Annotated in this window: 13 protein-coding genes; 8 read left to right on the top strand and 5 right to left on the bottom strand. The window is 64.6% G+C overall.

Translation table 11 applies throughout. The features are described from left to right. The first annotated feature begins 42 nt into the window (after window positions 1–42). The 4 genes from ACWPWQ_RS07475 (at window position 43) to ACWPWQ_RS07460 (ending at window position 5097) form a co-directional block, all read left to right on the top strand. Window positions 43–603 carry a hypothetical protein gene (locus tag ACWPWQ_RS07475; RefSeq protein WP_454009526.1) on the top strand — a complete coding sequence of 187 codons (561 nt, stop codon included), beginning with the start codon at window positions 43–45 and terminating at the stop codon, window positions 601–603. Window positions 604–790: 187 nt separating this feature from the next. Continuing rightward, complete coding sequence (locus ACWPWQ_RS07470; RefSeq protein WP_454009441.1) at window positions 791–2053, top strand: hypothetical protein; 1263 nt, start codon at window positions 791–793, stop codon at window positions 2051–2053. Between the two features lie 77 nt (window positions 2054–2130). Beyond that, window positions 2131–3777, top strand: a complete 1647-nt coding sequence (locus tag ACWPWQ_RS07465) for a hypothetical protein (RefSeq protein WP_429107937.1) — start codon at window positions 2131–2133, stop codon at window positions 3775–3777. Window positions 3778–3894: 117 nt separating this feature from the next. Continuing rightward, window positions 3895–5097, top strand: a complete 1203-nt coding sequence (locus tag ACWPWQ_RS07460; protein ID WP_247626696.1) for a Bcr/CflA family multidrug efflux MFS transporter — start codon at window positions 3895–3897, stop codon at window positions 5095–5097. A gap of 81 nt (window positions 5098–5178) precedes the next feature. Here ACWPWQ_RS07460 and ACWPWQ_RS07455 read toward each other — a convergent pair whose 3' ends face one another. From ACWPWQ_RS07455 to ACWPWQ_RS07445, 3 genes are all read right to left on the bottom strand, one after another. Further along, window positions 5179–5745 (bottom strand): pyridoxamine 5'-phosphate oxidase family protein, encoded by a 567-nt coding sequence (locus tag ACWPWQ_RS07455; protein ID WP_247626697.1) that lies wholly within the window; start codon window positions 5743–5745, stop codon window positions 5179–5181. 29 nt (window positions 5746–5774) lie between these two features. Further along, window positions 5775–7199, bottom strand: coding sequence for a sodium:proton antiporter NhaD (nhaD, locus tag ACWPWQ_RS07450; protein ID WP_454009440.1), 1425 nt, complete (start codon window positions 7197–7199; stop codon window positions 5775–5777). A 124-nt stretch (window positions 7200–7323) separates the two neighbouring features. Beyond that, complete coding sequence (locus ACWPWQ_RS07445) at window positions 7324–7797, bottom strand: DUF4357 domain-containing protein (RefSeq protein WP_139436092.1); 474 nt, start codon at window positions 7795–7797, stop codon at window positions 7324–7326. A gap of 152 nt (window positions 7798–7949) precedes the next feature. On the opposite strand from ACWPWQ_RS07445, the gene ACWPWQ_RS07440 reads away from it, so the two are divergent. From ACWPWQ_RS07440 to ACWPWQ_RS07425, 4 genes are all read left to right on the top strand, one after another. Further along, window positions 7950–8624, top strand: a complete 675-nt coding sequence (locus ACWPWQ_RS07440; protein WP_202045183.1) for an ABC transporter ATP-binding protein — start codon at window positions 7950–7952, stop codon at window positions 8622–8624. Between the two features lie 21 nt (window positions 8625–8645). Continuing rightward, window positions 8646–11072 (top strand): FtsX-like permease family protein, encoded by a 2427-nt coding sequence (locus ACWPWQ_RS07435; RefSeq protein WP_454009439.1) that lies wholly within the window; start codon window positions 8646–8648, stop codon window positions 11070–11072. 23 nt (window positions 11073–11095) lie between these two features. Continuing rightward, window positions 11096–12136 carry a lipocalin-like domain-containing protein gene (locus ACWPWQ_RS07430; protein WP_454009525.1) on the top strand — a complete coding sequence of 347 codons (1041 nt, stop codon included), beginning with the start codon at window positions 11096–11098 and terminating at the stop codon, window positions 12134–12136. A 576-nt stretch (window positions 12137–12712) separates the two neighbouring features. Then, on the top strand, window positions 12713–13411 hold the full coding sequence (locus ACWPWQ_RS07425) for a cold shock domain-containing protein (protein ID WP_202045181.1): 699 nt from the start codon (window positions 12713–12715) through the stop codon (window positions 13409–13411). Window positions 13412–13538: 127 nt separating this feature from the next. On the opposite strand, the gene ACWPWQ_RS07420 is transcribed toward ACWPWQ_RS07425, so the two are convergent. Continuing rightward, window positions 13539–16331: an FAD-binding and (Fe-S)-binding domain-containing protein gene (locus ACWPWQ_RS07420; RefSeq protein WP_454009438.1), complete on the bottom strand. Its 2793-nt coding sequence runs from the start codon at window positions 16329–16331 to the stop codon at window positions 13539–13541. Beyond that, a complete protein-coding gene (locus ACWPWQ_RS07415) occupies window positions 16331–16975 on the bottom strand; it encodes a LutC/YkgG family protein (RefSeq protein WP_454009437.1) in 645 nt (214 codons plus the stop codon). The genes ACWPWQ_RS07420 and ACWPWQ_RS07415 overlap by 1 nt, the downstream gene beginning before the upstream one ends. Window position 16976 lies beyond the last annotated feature (1 nt).

The following is a 16976-nucleotide window of genomic DNA, read 5'->3' as shown; positions in this document are numbered from 1 at the left end:
ACTGGCGCCATGCCGTCAGGACAAATCAACAAGGAGAACAGGATGACCATACGCCCGGGTTTGCTTGCCCTCACCCTGCTGCTGGCCCTGAGCGGTCAGGCGCAGGCTTACTCCTACGCCGCCGCCGGCAAGGAGCCGCTGATCGACGCCCGCGAGGCGCTGCTGGGCGCCGCCACTGATGGCAAGGATGCCAGCGCCACCTTGAGCGAGATTGCCGACGAGCTGACCTATCTGGAACAGCACCACAAGGTGGAGCTGCAAGCGCCCCTGGCCGCCGCCATCAAGGGGAAAGATGCTGCCGCCACCGCCGCCCTGCTCAACCGCGCCTACAAGGCGGAGATCGAGCGCCGCCTCGAAGGGGCGGCTCAGAACCTTGGCGACTACCAAACCGCCAAGGTGCTGGTGGTCAAGAGCAAGCGCTTCCTCGACTTGATCCTCCCCTCCCTCAATGAAGGGGATCGCAAGGCGGCCGAACAGGCGCTGGCCAGGGTGCTGGACGCCATCGGCAACCCGGGGGTATTCGGGGTGGGCGCCAAGCCCGCCGATGCCGCCGCCTTTAGCGATGCCGAAAAAGCGCTGATGGCCGTGCTGGCGCCGCTTTGATGGCTACCCGCCAAGCATTGCGCCATCTCGCTGTGACAAACGGTGAGTTTCGCTTCGCTCTACCCACCCTACGCACTTTGATGACCTCCCATCGATGACGGCGGCCCCCCTCATCCCCGACCCTTCTCCCGCAAGGGGAGAAGGGGGGCATTTCCACGGCCGATTACGCTTCGCTAATCGACCCTGCTTGCTGATCCTGCTGCAACTGGCTTGGCTCGGCTGGCTGCTGACCTTCCCGGTGGCGCTCGATTCCGACGATGCCCTGAACTTTGCCCACGGGGTAGTGCGCTTCAGCGTGCTGGAGTTCTCTCCCCACTTTCCGGGCTACCCCGCCTTTATCTGGCTGGCGCGGCTCATCAACCTCGCGGTAGACGACCCGGCCCGCGCGGTGCAGTGGGCCAGCCTGCTCGGCACAGCGCTGATAGCGCCCCTCGCCGCCTTGTTGGCGGTGAAACTATGGCAACGGCCAAACCTGCTGGCGCCGGTCTGGCTGCTGGTGCTGGCTCTGCCGCTCACCCCGACTCTGGCGCTCTCCGGCCTCTCGGACGGACCGGCGCTGGCCGCCTGGCTCGGGGCGCTGCTGGCCTTGCAGCATCGCAAAATCGCGCTGGCGGGTCTGCTGCTTGGATTGCTGCTGGCGCTGCGCCCCTCCTATTTCGTGCTGGCATTGCTGCCGCTTTGGCTCGGGATGCAACACAAGAGGGAACGACTCAGATTTATACTCCCCATTGCGCTGGTAGGATTTTCCAGCCTGCTCTTTGTCTGGCAGGCCGATGGCTGGGCCTATTTTGCCGAGGGGCGACGCTTTACCGACGGCCACTTCACCCTCTGGGGCAACACGGCGGCGGCCCACGGGGATCGGCTGCTGAGCTGGGCGCGCACCTTCAATGATCAACTGACCCCGCTCTGGCCCCTATTGATGGGAGCCTTGCTCCTGCTGCCACTCTGGCAGCGGTCAAAGGGCCAGACTGCCGCCCTCTCCCCGCTCTGGACCCTCTACTGGCTCGCCCTGCTGCTCTGGACCCTGTTTGGCCAGAACCCGGACAATCCCCGCCATCTGGCGCCCATTACCCTGCTCGGCATAGTGCTGCTGGCGGGCAGGCTGCCCCAATGGGGCGAGCGCCCTGCCATGCTGGGAGCCCTGTTGCTGCTCTGCACCACACTCACAGCGCCAGCGCCGCCCGCCATGGTGCAGGCCGCCCGGCTGGCCGAGCAGGCGTGTTCGGCCCTGGTGACCCAGTGGGGAGTGAGGCTGCTTAGGGAAACCACGACACTGCCGGTGACGGACGGCTGGTATCAGGGGGATGCCGCCCTTGCGCTCACCCAGGGGGCCTGCCGCCTCAGCCGCCGCCCCATAGCGCAGAGCGAGATGCCGCTCCCCCACCAGGGGCACTGGTTTGCCCCCCGCTTTGGCGCCGAACCCGGCCTCTGGCTCGCCATCCCGCGCTGACATCTGGCCCAAACGCGTCGCTGCGTCAGCTGACTCGTCTACACTCACTGCGCATGGGCGTGGCAGGGGGAGGATGCATGAAGGGAGGCAAGGAGTGGGCACTGGTGCCCCTGGTTCTGGCGCTGGCCAGTGCGCTCCTGGTGCTGCCTGTCTGGCTGCAGGGGGGCACTCAGGGGCACGATCTGTTCCACCACCTGCTCTCCGGCCACTACTTTGCCCGCCAGCTGTGGCAGGGGGAGCTCTATCCCCGCTGGCTGATGGCCATGAATGGCGGCTTTGGCAGCCCCACCTTCTTCTTCTATCCCCCGCTCCCCTACTATGTCAGCGCCCTCTTTGCCGGCCCAGGTGCCCCCGCCCAGCAGGCCATCTACCCCCTGCTCGGGAGCGCCACCCTGGCGCTGCTGCTCTCGGGCACGTTCGCCTATCTGTGGCTGCGCGCCACCACGCCCCCTGGCCGGGCCCTGGCGGTCAGCCTGCTCTACCTGATCCTGCCCTATCACCTGGCCATGGATCTCTATGCCCGCTTCGCCCTGGCGGAGTTCTGGGCCTTCGCCTGGGCGCCGCTGATCCTGCTTGGCCAGGATCTCGCCCATCGCGGCCTGCGCCAGGGCCTGCCTCTGCTGATCCTGGGGCTGGCGCTGCTGGCCTTCTCCCACCTGCCGAGCCTGCTGCTGATGATGGGGCTGGTCAGCGTGCGTGCCCTCTGGTTCGCCTGGCGATCCCGCACCCTGGCGCCCTGCTGGATAGCCCTGGGGGCCCAGGGGCTGGGGCTCTGTATGGCGGCGGCCCTGCTGCTGCCCGCCCTGGCGGATCAGGGGGCCATCTCCATGGAGCTGATGCGCGGCGGCATGTTCGACTTTCGGCGCAACTTCCTCGACCGTTTGCCCTCGGGCTGGGGGGACTGGCGCTTTCGCGGCCACCTGGCGTGGCAGAGCCTGCTGACCCTGGCCCTGCTGCTCATCGCCTGGGCCGCCGCCCGCGAGCCGCGCCACCCCGAGCTGCTGTGCTGGGGGGCGATCGGCGTCGCCGCCTTCCTGATGATGCTGCCCGTGAGCCAGCCCCTCTGGAGCCTGTTGCCCCCCCTGCAACGGGTACAGTTTCCCTGGCGGCTCAATCTCATCCTCACCCTGGCCACCATCGCCGTGGTGGCGCTCGGCACCCCCACTCACCGCCCCTGGCAGTGGCTCTGGTGGGGCATGCTGCTGCTGACCCTCCTCTCCACCCTGGCCTATGTGCGCCACGCCCCCCTCACCCAGGCCCCCACCCGGGAGGCCATGGCCCTCGAGTTCGACAGCAAGCGCAGCGCCCGGGAGTACAGGCCAAGACAGGTGCCGGGGGGCATGTTCGCCCCCACCCTGCTCGCCTGGAAGGACGAGTTCCAGCCCCCGGTGAGCGCCGAGCCCCCGGGCGCCAGCTGGACAGTGCACCGCTGGCAGCCAAGGGCCCTGACTCTGGCGGTGACGGCGGCCGTGCCGACCCGGCTGGTCCTGCACCAGTATGATTACCCCGGCTGGCAGGCCTGGCTCGACGAGCACCTGATGCTGACGGTGGGTGCCAACCCCCAGGGCCTGATGCAGCTCTGGGTGCCGGCGGGCAGCCACAACCTCACCCTCAGACTGACGGCGCGCTGGCCCGAGCGGGCAGGCAATGCCCTCTCCCTGCTCGGGTGGCTGGGCTGGCTGCTGCTTCTGTGCCACCACAGGGCAAGGCGTCCGGTGCGCTGAGTCCGTCGCAGATCTGACCTCTGGGCCCGGGGCAGGATAGACCTGCCCAAGCCTGCCAAAGCTGATAGACTCAGCACTTGCCCCTTTTTCCCGGCCCTGCCACGACTCGGATACCCTATGCCTCAAGCCACGACCCTCTCTCCCCGCTTCCTGTTCATCCTGCTCGGCGCCCTGGCGGGCCTGACCCCGCTCGCGGTGGACATGTACCTGCCCGCCATTCCGGCCATCGCCCGGGATCTGGCCACCAGCATAGACGGGGCCCAGCTCACCATCAGCGCCTTCCTCGGCGGCTTCGCCATCGGCCAGCTGTTCTACGGGCCGCTCGCCGACAGCTTCGGCCGCAAGCCGGTGATCCTGGCGGGCCTCTCCATGTTCGCCGTGGCCTCGGTGGGCTGCGCCCTGGCGGACTCCCTGCCGGAGCTGCTGGCCTGGCGCATGCTGCAGGCCGCCGGCGGGGCGGCGGGATCCGTGGTGGTCAATGCCCTGCTGCGGGATCTGTTCGAGAAGGATGCGTTTTCGCGAGCCATGTCCTTCGTCATCCTGGTGATGACGCTGGCCCCCCTGGTAGCCCCCGTGGTGGGCGGCTACATCAGCGCTCATGCTGACTGGCGGGTGATCTTCTGGCTGCTGGTGGGGATCAGCCTGCTCATCTGCGTGGTGATGCAGTGGAAGATAGAGGAGACCCTCAAACCCGAACACAAACAGCCCCTCAAGCTCGGCCAGGTGCTGCGCAACTACTGGGGCGTGCTCTCCCACCGCGGCGCCATGGGCTATGTGCTGTGCGGCGCCCTGTCGAGCTCGGGCATGTTCGCCTTCCTGAGTGCCTCCCCTTATGTCTATATCGAGTATTTCAAGGTACCGACCGAGCACTACGGCTGGCTCTTTGGCCTCAACATCCTGCTGATGATGGTGGTCACCTTCGTCAACAGCCGGCTGGTGAAGGGGGTGGGCGCCGAGCGCATGCTGCAGTACGGCCTGACGGTGCTGCCGCTGGCCGGGGCCCTGCTCATCTACAACGCCTGGAGCCAGACCGGGGGCCTGTGGGGCATCGTCATCCCAGTGGTGCTCTTCGTCGGCCACATCAGCCTGGTGGGGGCCAACGCCATGACGGGCCTGATGGGCCACTTCCCCCAGTCGGCGGGCACCGCCTCGGCGCTCGCGGGCACACTGCGCTTTGGCATAGGCGCCGTGGTGGGCATACTGGTCAACCTCAATCCCCCCGAGTCGCCGCTGCCCATGGCCATCGCCATCGCCGCCTGTGGCCTGAGTTCGGCGCTCTGCTACTGGCTGCTCACCGGCAAGCGTGCCAGGGCGGCCTGACGATCCCTTCGGCTCACCGTTATGCCGACACGAAAAAGCCCTGTCCACCGGACAGGGCTTTTTGCATCAGGGGCGCGGCCCTCAGGCATCGGCCTCCAAGCCGCTGCGAGCCAGAATCTCGCTCTCCACGCCATCCAGGCTCAGCTGGTTCTTCTTGCGCCAGTAGGCCTCTATGCCCTCCTTGCCCTGGCGCGCCGACCAGTTGGCGAGATCCTCCCTGTCCCCCTGATAGTCAAACAGGGGCACCGACATGCCGCAGGAGGTCTGGACCCGCTCAATGTCGAGCAGGAAGATCTGGCGGGCCGCCACGCTGGCCGGGAAGCGTGCCAGCGCCGTCTCCCAGTCCGGATCGCCCCGGTGCAGCACCCGCGCCTGACCATAGGCCCGCACTATCATGGGCGCCCCCTCGAAGGCGCAGAACATCACCGTCATGCGCGGGTTCTGCAACACATGGGCCGCCGACTCGTTGCCGCTGCCGGTCAGGTTGAGCCAGGCCAGGGTATGGGCATCGAGAATGCGTAACGAATCCCCGCCCTTGGGAGAGAGGTTGACCGTGCCCTCTCTCGCCGCCGTGCCGACAAAATAGATCTTCTGCGCCTCGATAAAGGCCACATGGCGCGGCGAGAGCGCCTCGAACAGTTGTCCCATCGTCCTTTCCCCTGCTGTGTCCATGGTGCTCAGAACAGGGCGCGGTTGAGCCACAGATGCGCCCCTATGCTGACCATATAGCCAAGCAAAATGGCAGGCAACCACTTGAGGTGACCGAGGAAGGTGTACATGCCCCTGGCCTGCCCCATCAGGGCCACCCCGGCGGCGGAGCCGATGGAGAGCAGGCTGCCCCCCACTCCAGTGGTCAGGGTCACCAGCAGCCACTGCCCGGTCGACATCTGCGGCTCCATCGACAGCACGGCGAACATCACGGGAATGTTGTCGATGACGGAGGAGAGCAGGCCGATGAGCACATTGGCCTGGGTCGGATCCCCCTGATAGAGGAGCTGGGACGCCAGCGCCAGATACCCCATGAAGCCGAGCCCGCCGACGCACATCACCACCCCGTAGAAGAAGAGCAGGGTGTCCCACTCGGCCTTGGCAATCTTGTTGAACACATCGAACGGCACTATGGAGCCGAGGCGCAGCAGCCGCGCCTCGTCGCCGGTGCGCTCATAGAGGGCGCGCTCCCGCGCCAGGGCACCTGGCTGGGTCTTGCGCAGGTAGAAGCCGAAAAACTGCAGATAGCCGAGCCCCGTCATCATGCCGAGCACCGGGGGCAGGTGCAGGAAGTGATGGCAGGCGACGGCGGTGCCTATGGTGAGGAGGAAGAGCAGCACTATGACGACGGCCCCGCGCCTGAGGGTCACCTCCTCGTCCAGCACCCTGGGGGCATGGCGTGGCACCATCAGGCTCATCAGGAGGGCCGGGATCAGGAAGTTGAGCAGGGCGGGGATGAAGAGCGCGAAGAACTGGCCGAAGGGTACCTTGCCCGCCTGCCACACCATCAGGGTGGTGATGTCGCCAAAGGGGCTGAAGGCGCCGCCGGCATTGGCCGCCACCACTATGTTGATGCAGGCAAGGTTGATGAAACGGCGATCCTCGTTGGCCACATTGAGCACCACAGTGCACATCAGGAGCGCCGTGGTGAGGTTGTCCACCACGGGGGAGATGAAGAAGGCCAGCAACCCGGTAAGCCAGAACAGGGTGCGCAGGCTGAGCCCGGCCCGCACCAGGCGGGCGCGCAGGGCGGCAAACAGCAGCCTGTCCTCCATGGCGTTGATGTAGGTCATGGCCACCAGCAGGAACAGCATCAGCTCCCCGTATTCCAGCAGGTTCTGCCGAAACCCCTCGTGGGCCAGGGGGCTCTGCCCCGCGTCCGCATAGACGACGCCAATGGCTATCCAGATGATGCCAGCGGCGATCAGCACCGGCTTGGATTTTCGCAGCTTCAGGTACTCTTCGGCCATCACCAGGAGGTAGGCGAGCACGAAGACGACGAGGGCGAATACGCCGACGCCGCTGTGGGTCAGGGCGAGGGGGCCTTCGGCCAGGGCGGGGCCGCAGAACAGGCAGAGCCCGGACAAGGGGGCAAGGCGTGAGGATCCAGACATGGGTGCGCGTCTCTTGAGAACCGTCTGGCATTGAGGCTAGCAGCGGACAGGGAAGTCACCCTCATCCCTGTCCGCAGGTCGAGCCGCCCGCCTCGACCGGGCAGGCGGCGTGGCTCAGGGGATATCAGGGGGATTTTTTGCCAAAACCGGACTGCTTGAGGGTGTAGCCTGCGCTGTTTTGCCAGGCATCCAGCCCGCTTCTGTTGTTGCCAGCTACCAGGCTGGCGGCCAGGCTCGGGCTGTTGAACAGCTGATCGGCGCCGAACACGAAGCCCCCCTCGGCCCGGGGGATGAGCACCCCCTTGGCCAGCAGCTCCTGGCGCAGCTCGATCACCGCCTCGCGCAGGGAGGCGGCATCCTCCCCGTTGGCGGTGGAGCCCGCCTGCACCATGAAGCCGGGGTTCTGCCGCTTGCCCACCGGATAACCATGGGCCTCGGCACCCTTGCCGTTGAAGTGATAGAGCTCGCGCTCGCCGGGCTTGTTGTCGGAGAGCGCCTTTTGCAGGGTCATCAGCTCGTTGTAGATATCGATGGGGACTACGGCAGCCTGCTTGGCCCCCTTGCTGTCGACGATAAAACTGACTTGCTTGTGTAACATCCTTGCTCATCCTGTGACCCATGGAAGCCCCTATTCTAACCACCTCTGGCGAGCGGGATCCAGCAAGGATCCTCATCCCTTTTGCAGGCGCGATCACTAACTGGCATAGTGACTGACATTGTGAAAGCCATTGGCCATCAACCGGTTATCCCATGCTGAACCTGCGCAACCTCAGTAAACGCTTCGCCAGCGGCGGCGAGACGCTCCCCCTGTTTGAGGGGCTGGATCTCAAGCTCGCCCCGGGGGAAACCTGTCTGCTGCTGGGGCAGAGCGGCTGTGGCAAGTCCACCCTGCTCAACCTCATCGCCGGTCTCATCGCCCCGGACGAGGGGGAGATCTGGCTGGGAGAGACCCGGCTCGACACCCAGTCCCCGGACGAGCGGGCCCGTTTGCGGGGCCGGCATTTTGGCATCGTCTATCAGGACTTCAACCTGCTGCCGACCCTCACAGTGCTGGAAAATCTCTGCCTGCCCCTGGAGATAAACCACCTGCCCCGGGACATGGCGCGCCTCGATGCCCTGCTGGAGCGCCTTGGCATGAGCCACAAGCGCCACGCCTGGCCTGAGCAGCTCTCCGGCGGCCAGCGCCAGCGGGTGGCCCTGGCCCGGGCCCTGGTTCACCAGCCAACCTGGCTGCTGGCAGACGAGCCCACCGGGAGTCTCGACGAGCACAACGCCGAGCAGGTGATGGGGCTGATGATGGCGGCGGTGCGCGATACCGGCGCCGGCCTCCTGCTGGTGAGCCACAACCCGGGCTATGGCGCCCTGGCGGATCGGGTGCTGCGCCTGGAAGGGGGGCAGCTGCTCGAGGGCAGACCCCATGGGTGACGCAAGCCGCAAGGATGATCCATGCTGCCGCTGAAGGCGCTGCTGCGCCTCTATCGCGCCCACCCCTGGCTGCTGCTGATGAGCCTGGCGGGGCTTATGCTGGGGGTCACCCTGGTGGTGGCCATCGAGCTCTTGAACCACAGCGCCCGCACCAACTTCGTCGCCGCCCGCAGCCAGCTTGCGGGGGAAGCGAACTACCGCCTGGCCCCCCAGGGCGGGCTGGATGAGCAGCTCTATGTGACGCTGGTGCGAAGCCAGCCGGAGCTTGACGCCATGCCAGAGCTGCACGCCTGGCTCAAGGACGAGCAGGGACGCAGCTTCCAGTTGCTGGGGATGGATCTCTTCAACCCAGGCCCCTTGCGCCGACTCTTTGGCGAGCAACCGGGGCGCGAGCCCGACTTCACCCTGAGCCGCGCCGACAGCGTCTGGCTCTCGGCCCCCGAGGCAAGGCGCCTTGACTGGCAACCGGGGCAGTCGCGGGCCTTTATGCTGGGCGATGAGGGGCAGCGCCCCCTAACCCTCACCCTGGCAGGCACCTTCGAGCCAGGCGCCGTTCCCATGGAGCGGCTGCTGGTGACCGACATCGGTCTCGCTCAATCGCTGCTTGGCAAGGCCGGAAGGCTGGATCGCATCGTCTTCAAGCTGAGCGATGCGCAGGCCAATACCTTGCAAAAAGCCTTGCAGGCCGCGCAGGGAGCCGAGTTCCCCGCTCAGCCCTTATGGCTCGAGCCCATCAGCCCGGCCCTCGATGCCAGCCAGCTCGGGGATGCCCTGGCCCTCAACCTCAGCGCCCTCTCCCTGCTCGCCATGGCGGTGGGATTGTTTCTGGTGTTCAACGCCCAGCGCTTCGTGCAGAGCGTGCGCCGCCCCCAGCTCGCCCAGCTCATCATCCTCGGCATGCCGCCAAGCCGGGTGCTCCGCTGGCTGGCCCTGGAGCTCTCCATCCTCGCCACCCTAGGCACCCTGCTCGGGCTGCTGCTCGGCAGCCTCTTGGCGCTGGCCCTCATGGGGCAGCTCACCCAGGCGCTGGCAGATCTCTATGGCCCCAATCCCATCGACCTGCTGCGCCTCTCCCCCGCAAGCCTCATCAAGGCGCTGCTGATAGGCCTGGCTGGCACCCTTGCCGCCAACCTCCCCGGCTGGTGGCAGTTGCTGCGCCAATCCCCTCTTGAACTGCGGGAAGGCAACAGCCGCCCGCCGGTTTATCCCTGGCGCAGACGCCTGCTCGCCATCGCCATACTGCTGCTCTGCGCCCTCTGCCTCCTGTTGCCGCAGACCGGCCTGGGGGGCGCCCTCTTCGTGGCCGGGGGCTGGCTGCTCGCCATGGCCCTCGCCCTGCCCGATGCCCTGCGCGCGCTGCTGGGGCGGCTGCGCGGGCACGGCTCCCTCAGCGTCCGGCTCGGGGTGGCCGAGACCCAATACCATCTGGATCGCACCGCCATCGCCGTGATGGCGCTGCAACTGGCCATCGCCGCGGCCATCGGCATCGGGGTCATGGTGTCGAGCTTTCGCTCGAGCGTGGAGATCTGGCTCGGCCAGCGGCTCGCCGCCGATCTCTATGTCAGCGCCCCCAAGGGGGTGGCAGGCAGCAGAGGCCAGCTGAGCGAGCAGACCCTGACCGCCATCCTCGCCGAGCCGCAGCTGAGCGCCGCCTCGCGCCGCGCCGTGCTCCCCGCCCGCTGGCAGGGACACCCCATCGAGTGGGCGCAGATGGACTTTATCCCCGAGCTCAAGGCCGCCTACCCGCTGCTGGTCGGACGCTGGCCCGCAACGCCCGACGAGGTGCTGGCGAGCGAACCGCTCACGGTGCGCCTCGGGGTCAGGGTGGGCCAGATACTTGATGTAACGAGCGAAGGGGGGCCAAGGCGACTCACCGTCACCGGGGTCTATCAGGATTACGGCAGCGACAAGGGGCAGATACTGCACGCCTTCGAAGGGGGCGCGGTACAATCCCTCGCCCTCTTCAGCCCAGACCCCGAGCGCCTCGGCGATCGGCTGCGCTCGCGCCTTGGCGAACGGGTGAACCTGTTGCCCGCCCCCGCCATCCACGCCGCGGCGCTCAAGGTGTTCGATCAGACCTTTGTGGTGACCGAGCTATTGAAACTGCTGATTTTGGGGATCGCCTTTGTCGGCATCGGCTCGGCCTTTATGGTGCTGGGGCTGGCCAGGCGCGGCGAGTTGCTGACCTTGCAGAGCCTAGGGATTGGCCCCCGCCACTGCCGCCGCCTGCTGGTGTGGCAGGGGGCGGGATTGGGGCTGCTCACGGCGCTCCTGGCCCTGCCGGTGGGCTATGGCCTCGCCTGGGTGCTGATTGAAGTGGTGAACCCCCGCGCCTTTGGCTGGCGCCTCGCCTTCGAGGCCGCCCCCTTGCACGCCGTCACGGCGCTCTTGCTGGCGCCGGTGTGCGGAGCGCTCGCCTCCTGGTATGCCGCAAGGAGAGTGGTATGAAAGTGAGTTGGACGTGGTCGCTGATGATCGCCTGCATCCTCCATGGCGCTGCGGTCGGTGCCTGCGATCTCGGCGCCCTGCTCGGCGGCGGCAGCGATCAGTTCAGGAAGGCCCTGCCGGGCCAGCCCATCCGGCTGCCCGCCGATCACGGCGCCCACCCCGACTACAGATCCGAGTGGTGGTATCTCACCGGCAACCTGCAAGATGAGCAGGGGCGCGACTACGGCCTGCAGTGGACCCTGTTTCGTCAGGGTATCGAGCAACAGATAAAGTCAAACAACCCCTGGCTCAGCCCCCAGCTCTGGCTGGCCCAGTTCGCCATCACGGATCTGGCGAGCGGTAGCCATCTGCAGGATGAGCGCACCAGCCGCCAGGGGCCTGGGCTCGCTGGCGCCAGCGGCGGCCAGTATTGGCTGAAAGAGTGGGTACTCGCCTCTGAAGGGGAATCGCTCTTTCCCGCCACCTTGAAGGTGCAGAGCAAGATGGGTGAGCTGAACCTCAGGGTGAGCGCCGCCAAGCCGGTTGTGCTGCAAGGCAAAGCGGGTTACAGCGAGAAGAGCCCGGGCAACGCCTCCTTCTACTACTCCTACCCGCGCCTGACGCTTAGCGGCACCTTGACCCTGGAGGGGGAGACCCGCAATGTCACGGGCCAGGGGTGGTTTGATCACGAGTGGAGCAGCTCGGTATTGGCCCAGTGGCAATCGGGCTGGGACTGGTTCTCCCTTCAGTTTGAAGATGGCCGCGAGCTGATGCTGTTTCGCCTGCGCACCAAAGCGGGCCACACTGAGCCGGAGAACCGCTACGGCATACTGATTGAGCGGGACGGCAGCAGCCGGGTGCTCGCCCCCGACAGCATCAGCCTCACCCCGGGCAAGACCTGGCGCGGCCCCAAGGGGCAAGACTACCCCGTCGAGTGGCAGCTTAAGGCCGCTGATTTGAATCTCGTTATTAAGGCGCGTCAACCCAATCAGGCCATGACGGGCCGCTTTGACTACTGGGAGGGGGCTGTGACTGTGGAGGGCGATGCGCAAGGACTCGGCTATCTGGAGATGACGGGATATTGAGCCCGGGCCCGCCCCGTTTCTTCGCTGCGTCTATTTTTTTGTATTGCGAGGCGAAGTCTACGCCCCATTACCATCTCTACGGTTTGGTTCTGAGGCAGCCTATCCATAACAGCCAGCACCAAATTGCCTGCCCTCTCCAATTTCTGATCCCCATCAAAAATACTCTCCAAACCACACCTAAAGTAAAACGTTTCGCTCAACAAGTGCTGCTACACTTGGTACCCTACTCATGCGACCCTCATAGCCCCAAAGGCAGCAAGGGAGCGACTATGGTTCGTACCTCTTCAATTCGGTTAACCTCAGCACAACGGAGGCTATATTCCGTGCGGTAGCCGTGTGATTTAGTGAGTAATGGAATAAGACTGGATACCAGTGAACACCATTGTTTCATAGTTAGGTAGGGTTTCATATATCCACAGCATCAATATTGAGTGTGGTATACGATATAATAATCTCAGTGAGAGCTTCCACTATATAGAAAGCATCTAGAGATACACGATTCAAGAAATTACTTTCTTTGTAAATCCTTCGACCATTAACACAGTCAATTCAACATTCGATACCCATAGGAAGAAAATGAAAGGTAAAATTACTCAATGGAATGATGACAAGGGCTTTGGGTTTATCACACCAGAAGATGGGTCAGACAATATCTTCGTCCATATCTCTGCTGTAAACCCCAAAGAAAGAAGGCCACAGATTAATGACGAGGTATTGTTTGAGACTGCAATCGATAGTCAGCGACGAGTGAGAGCTACAGAAGTTTACTATGAAGGTTGGACTCTTCGCCCTATCAAACAGCCTTCCAAACAAAGCTCTCATTCTAAGGGAGGGTCAAGTGATAAAAAAATCGCCCTTGAACCAGTCAGAAAAACACCTCTGGATTATATTTTTTTAATCATGGCTATAGTTTTGATAACTTTAGCTGGCTTTAACTATTTTAAAGAAAAAGATCTTACGATATCACTTCCAATTGCATTGCTTGCAATAATATTACTTGCTCTCTTTAGTCGCCCCAAAAAACCTTCAAACAAATTATTTACCTGTTCTCGCTGTCGCTGCAATGTTCCGTTTGACAATCGCACCATTCGCGCTTGGAATACGGGCACGCTAAAACTCTATTGCTCAAATTGCCATGCTGAATGGTTAAGCAATCAAAATGCTACAAATAATAATTCCTACTCATCAAGCAGAGGTCGTGGTTGCCTTGGTGTTCTAGCAATGATGATCATCATTCCAGTAGGGTTAGTGTCTATTGCATCTTGGCTGAGTTGAACATTACTTAATGAGAACTTGGCGTGAAGCAGCTAACGGCCATAGGCGTTAAAAATAAACACCCGACTCTTGCACCTATTTTCCAACAAAGAAACCCCCGACAGAATTTATTCCGTCGGGGTTTTATTTATCTCGCCGCCTGATCCACCAGATAGAGGATGCTGTGATAGGGGATGCCGGCGTGCTGGCTGAGCCCCATTTCACAGGTGCGGCTATTGCTGAATCCCTGACGGCAATCGCTGGGGACCTGGGCAGGCAGGCTGGCAAGCGCGGCGGCGTTGAGCTCCGGGGTCATCAGCCCCTTGTCGCCGGCAAAGCCGCAGCACTGGATATGCTCAGGCACGATCACCTCGCGGGCGCAGGCGCGGGCCAGCGCCAGCATCTTCTCCCCCAGACCCATGCGCCGGCTGCTGCAGGTGATATGGAGCATGACGGTCTCATCAATGGGGGTCAGCTCAAGGTGGGGCAGCAGGTGTTCCAGCACAAAGGCGGAGGGTTCGAACACCCGAAGGCCCTTGCCGAGCGTCCCCGAGAGCAGCCGCTGCACGCAGGGGCTGGTGTCGAGCAGCACGGGCCAGCGCCCCTGCTCGCTTGCCTGCCACAGGGCCTCGGCCAGATCAGTACGCTTGGCTTCCGCCACCTCACTCATCCCCTTGCTGTCATAGGGCATGCCGCAGCAGAGCCCCTCGATGCCTTGCGGCACTATCACCCGGCAACCCGCTTTATTGAGCAGGGATTGCACCACGTCTGGCAGTGACGGGGCATCCTCCTGCTGGCCGAATACCCGGCTGGCGCAGGAAGGTAGATAAACCACAGCGCGCTCGCTGGAACCGCCATTGCTCCCCTCCCCTTGCCACCACTGGTAACGGCTTGGCCCCGGCAATGTGGGCAACCAGGCGGGTGTGCGCTGGCCGCTGAGCTTGCGCACGCCACCCACCAATCCTGCCAACGCCTTGTCTCCCAACAGCTTGCCGGCAACCCCTTTGAGCCCCAGGGCCCCGCGCGCCGTGCGGGTAACCCCGGCGAAGTGATCCGCGCTCCAGCGGGCGATGGGCACGAAGCGCTGGTACTTTTCGCTGCGCAGCTTCTTGATAAGGCTGCCGGTGTTGATGCCAACCGGGCAGCGGTCGGCGCAGAGCCCGGTCGCGGCACAGGTGTCGATGCCCTGATAGTCAAACAGCCGGGCAAGATCCCCTGCCGCTTCACCGCTGCGACCACGGCGTGACAACTCCCGATAGAGCACGATACGCTGACGCGGCGAGAGCGACAGGGTGCGCGAGGGGCAGACCGCCTCGCAAAAGCCGCACTCGATGCAAGGATCGACGATGGCATCGCTCGCCGGCATGGGCTTGAGGTGGGCAAGGTGGGCCTTGGGGTCGTCGTTGATGATGACGCCGGGATTGAGCAGGCCAGCTGGGTCGAGCAGCGCCTTGATGCGCCGCATCAGCGCCATCCCCTCCGACCCCCATTCGAGCTCCACATAGGGGGCCATGTTGCGGCCGGTGCCGTGCTCGGCCTTGAGGGACCCGCCAAAGCGCACCGCGACGAGTTCGGCCACCGCATCCATAAAGGCGCCGTAGCGGGCCACCTGCGCCGGATCATCGAACCCCTGGGTAAAGACGAAGTGCAGGTTCCCCTCCAGCGCGTGGCCGAAAATGATGGCCTCGTGATACTCAAACTCGTCGAACAGTTGCTGCAGCCCCGCCACCCCTTCGGCCAGACGCTCGATGGGAAAGGCGACATCCTCGATGATGACTGTGGTGCCCGTGGTGCGCACCGCCCCCACCGCCGGGAAGAGCCCCTTGCGAATGGCCCAGAGGCCGGCGCTCTCCTTGGTAAAGGGTACAGAGGCGACCTGAGCGAACTCGGCCGCCATGACCGTCACCTGCTCGCAGCGATCCACCAGCTCCTGCTTCGACTCCCCATGCACCTCGATCAGCAAGGCGCAGGCGGCCAGGTCCAGCGTCTTGATAAAATCCGGCAGACCGGGCTTGCCCGCGACCGAGCGAAGGGAACGCCCATCCATCAGCTCCACCGCCGCCACCGGCGCACTTTTAAGGCGCGAGGTGGCCAGACAGGCCTGCTCGGCATCCCGAAACACCAGCAGGGCCGAGGCCTTGTGGGGGTATTCGGGCACGGTGTCGAGCACTACCTCGGCGATAAAGCCGAGGGTGCCCTCCGAGCCGATCATCAGGTGGGTGAGAATATCGATGGGGTCTTCATGGTCGAGCAGGGCATTGATGGCGTAGCCCGTGGTGTTCTTGAGCCGGTACTTGTGGCGGATCTTGGCGGCAAGCTCGGTGTTTGCCAGCACCTCTGCGCGCAGGGCGGCGAGCCCCGTGAGCAGCTCCGGGCGCCTGGCCGCAAAGGCGGTGCGGCTCTGGGGATCGCCACTGTCCAGCACTGTGCCATCGGCCAGCAGCAAGGTCATGGCGTGCAGGGTGTGATAGCTGTTGTGGGCGGTGCCGCAGCACATGCCGCTCGCGTTGTTGGCGGCGATGCCGCCGAGCTTGCAGGCGTTGATGGAGGCGGGATCCGGCCCAATCTTGCGCCCCAGAGGGGCCAGATAGCGGTTGGCATCGGCGCCGATCACCCCGGGTTGCAGGGCGATGTGTGCGCCCTCGTCCAGAATGCGGTGGCCGCGCCAGCTATCGGTCAGGGTGATGAGCACCGAATCGCTCAGGGCCTGGCCCGAGAGACTGGTGCCGGCGGCGCGAAAGGTGCACGGCAGGCCCAATTCGCGGCACACCCCAAGCACGAAGCGCACTTCATCGAGGGAGTCGAGGCGCACGATGCGCTCGGGCACCAGCCGGTAGAAGCTGGCGTCCGTGCCGTGGGCCAGCCGAAGATCAGGGTCGCTCACCAGCCGCTCCGGCGGGATGCGCGAAAGCACGGCGGTGTCAAACTGGTTCCAGCCCATCAGCAATCCTCCACCAGCACTACCAGCAGGCGGCTCGGGCCGTGGGCACCGTAGGCCAGGGTCTGCTGGATGTCGGCGGTCTTGGAGGGGCCGGAAACCAGCAGCAGATTGGTGGGCATGGCCTGTTGCCAGCGCCCGGCCAGCACCAGCCCCGCCAGGTTGTCGGCAATGGTGGAGGCCGCCAGCAGCGCAATATGGCAGGGGGGCACCAGGGAGAGAGTGCGCGGCTCGCCGCCATCCGGCAGCAACACCAGGGTGCCGGTATCGGCGATGGCACCCGCGCAGTGGGTTATCCCCGCCTGACAGACGTCGAACAGCTCGTCCTTCCAGCTCGCGAACTCCCCCGCCGGGGTCAACACAGAGTGCCCGGCGCAGGCGGCCGCAACCGCCGCCTGCCAGCGGCCGCCCTGGCCACAGGCCAGATGCGTTATTGCTTCCCCATCCAGCCAGGCGGCCAGATCCCGGGCAAGGGTTGCCTCCTTGACGGTGAGGATCTCGGCGTGGCTGACGCTGATCATGCCAAGGAAGCGCTCGCGCCGTGCGTTGTCATCTACCCCGCGCCAGGGCTGCCAGGCGTGCGGTGCGTGGGCAATGGGGGTGGCGGCGCCGCGCAGGCGGCTTAATATGGCCTCTTTGCTCGACATC

It is taken from the genome of Aeromonas sp. Marseille-Q7275 (assembly GCF_965119515.1).
The sequence above is the reverse complement of the archived record's forward strand: the minus strand, read 5'-3'. Positions and strand labels throughout refer to the sequence as shown.

What these genes read in the sequence shown, in the direction of transcription:
- ACWPWQ_RS07475 (WP_454009526.1), top strand. Translation starts at nt 43, where the DNA reads ATGACCATACGCCCGGGTTTGCTTGCCCTCACCCTGCTGCTGGCCCTG.
- ACWPWQ_RS07465 (WP_429107937.1), top strand. Translation starts at nt 2,131, where the DNA reads ATGAAGGGAGGCAAGGAGTGGGCACTGGTGCCCCTGGTTCTGGCGCTG.
- ACWPWQ_RS07460 (WP_247626696.1), top strand. Translation starts at nt 3,895, where the DNA reads ATGCCTCAAGCCACGACCCTCTCTCCCCGCTTCCTGTTCATCCTGCTC.
- ACWPWQ_RS07455 (WP_247626697.1), bottom strand. Translation starts at nt 5,745, where the DNA reads ATGGGACAACTGTTCGAGGCGCTCTCGCCGCGCCATGTGGCCTTTATC.
- nhaD (WP_454009440.1), bottom strand. Translation starts at nt 7,199, where the DNA reads ATGTCTGGATCCTCACGCCTTGCCCCCTTGTCCGGGCTCTGCCTGTTC.
- ACWPWQ_RS07445 (WP_139436092.1), bottom strand. Translation starts at nt 7,797, where the DNA reads ATGTTACACAAGCAAGTCAGTTTTATCGTCGACAGCAAGGGGGCCAAG.
- ACWPWQ_RS07440 (WP_202045183.1), top strand. Translation starts at nt 7,950, where the DNA reads ATGCTGAACCTGCGCAACCTCAGTAAACGCTTCGCCAGCGGCGGCGAG.
- ACWPWQ_RS07435 (WP_454009439.1), top strand. Translation starts at nt 8,646, where the DNA reads ATGCTGCCGCTGAAGGCGCTGCTGCGCCTCTATCGCGCCCACCCCTGG.
- ACWPWQ_RS07430 (WP_454009525.1), top strand. Translation starts at nt 11,096, where the DNA reads ATGATCGCCTGCATCCTCCATGGCGCTGCGGTCGGTGCCTGCGATCTC.
- ACWPWQ_RS07425 (WP_202045181.1), top strand. Translation starts at nt 12,713, where the DNA reads ATGAAAGGTAAAATTACTCAATGGAATGATGACAAGGGCTTTGGGTTT.
- ACWPWQ_RS07420 (WP_454009438.1), bottom strand. Translation starts at nt 16,331, where the DNA reads ATGGGCTGGAACCAGTTTGACACCGCCGTGCTTTCGCGCATCCCGCCG.
- ACWPWQ_RS07415 (WP_454009437.1), bottom strand. Translation starts at nt 16,975, where the DNA reads ATGTCGAGCAAAGAGGCCATATTAAGCCGCCTGCGCGGCGCCGCCACC.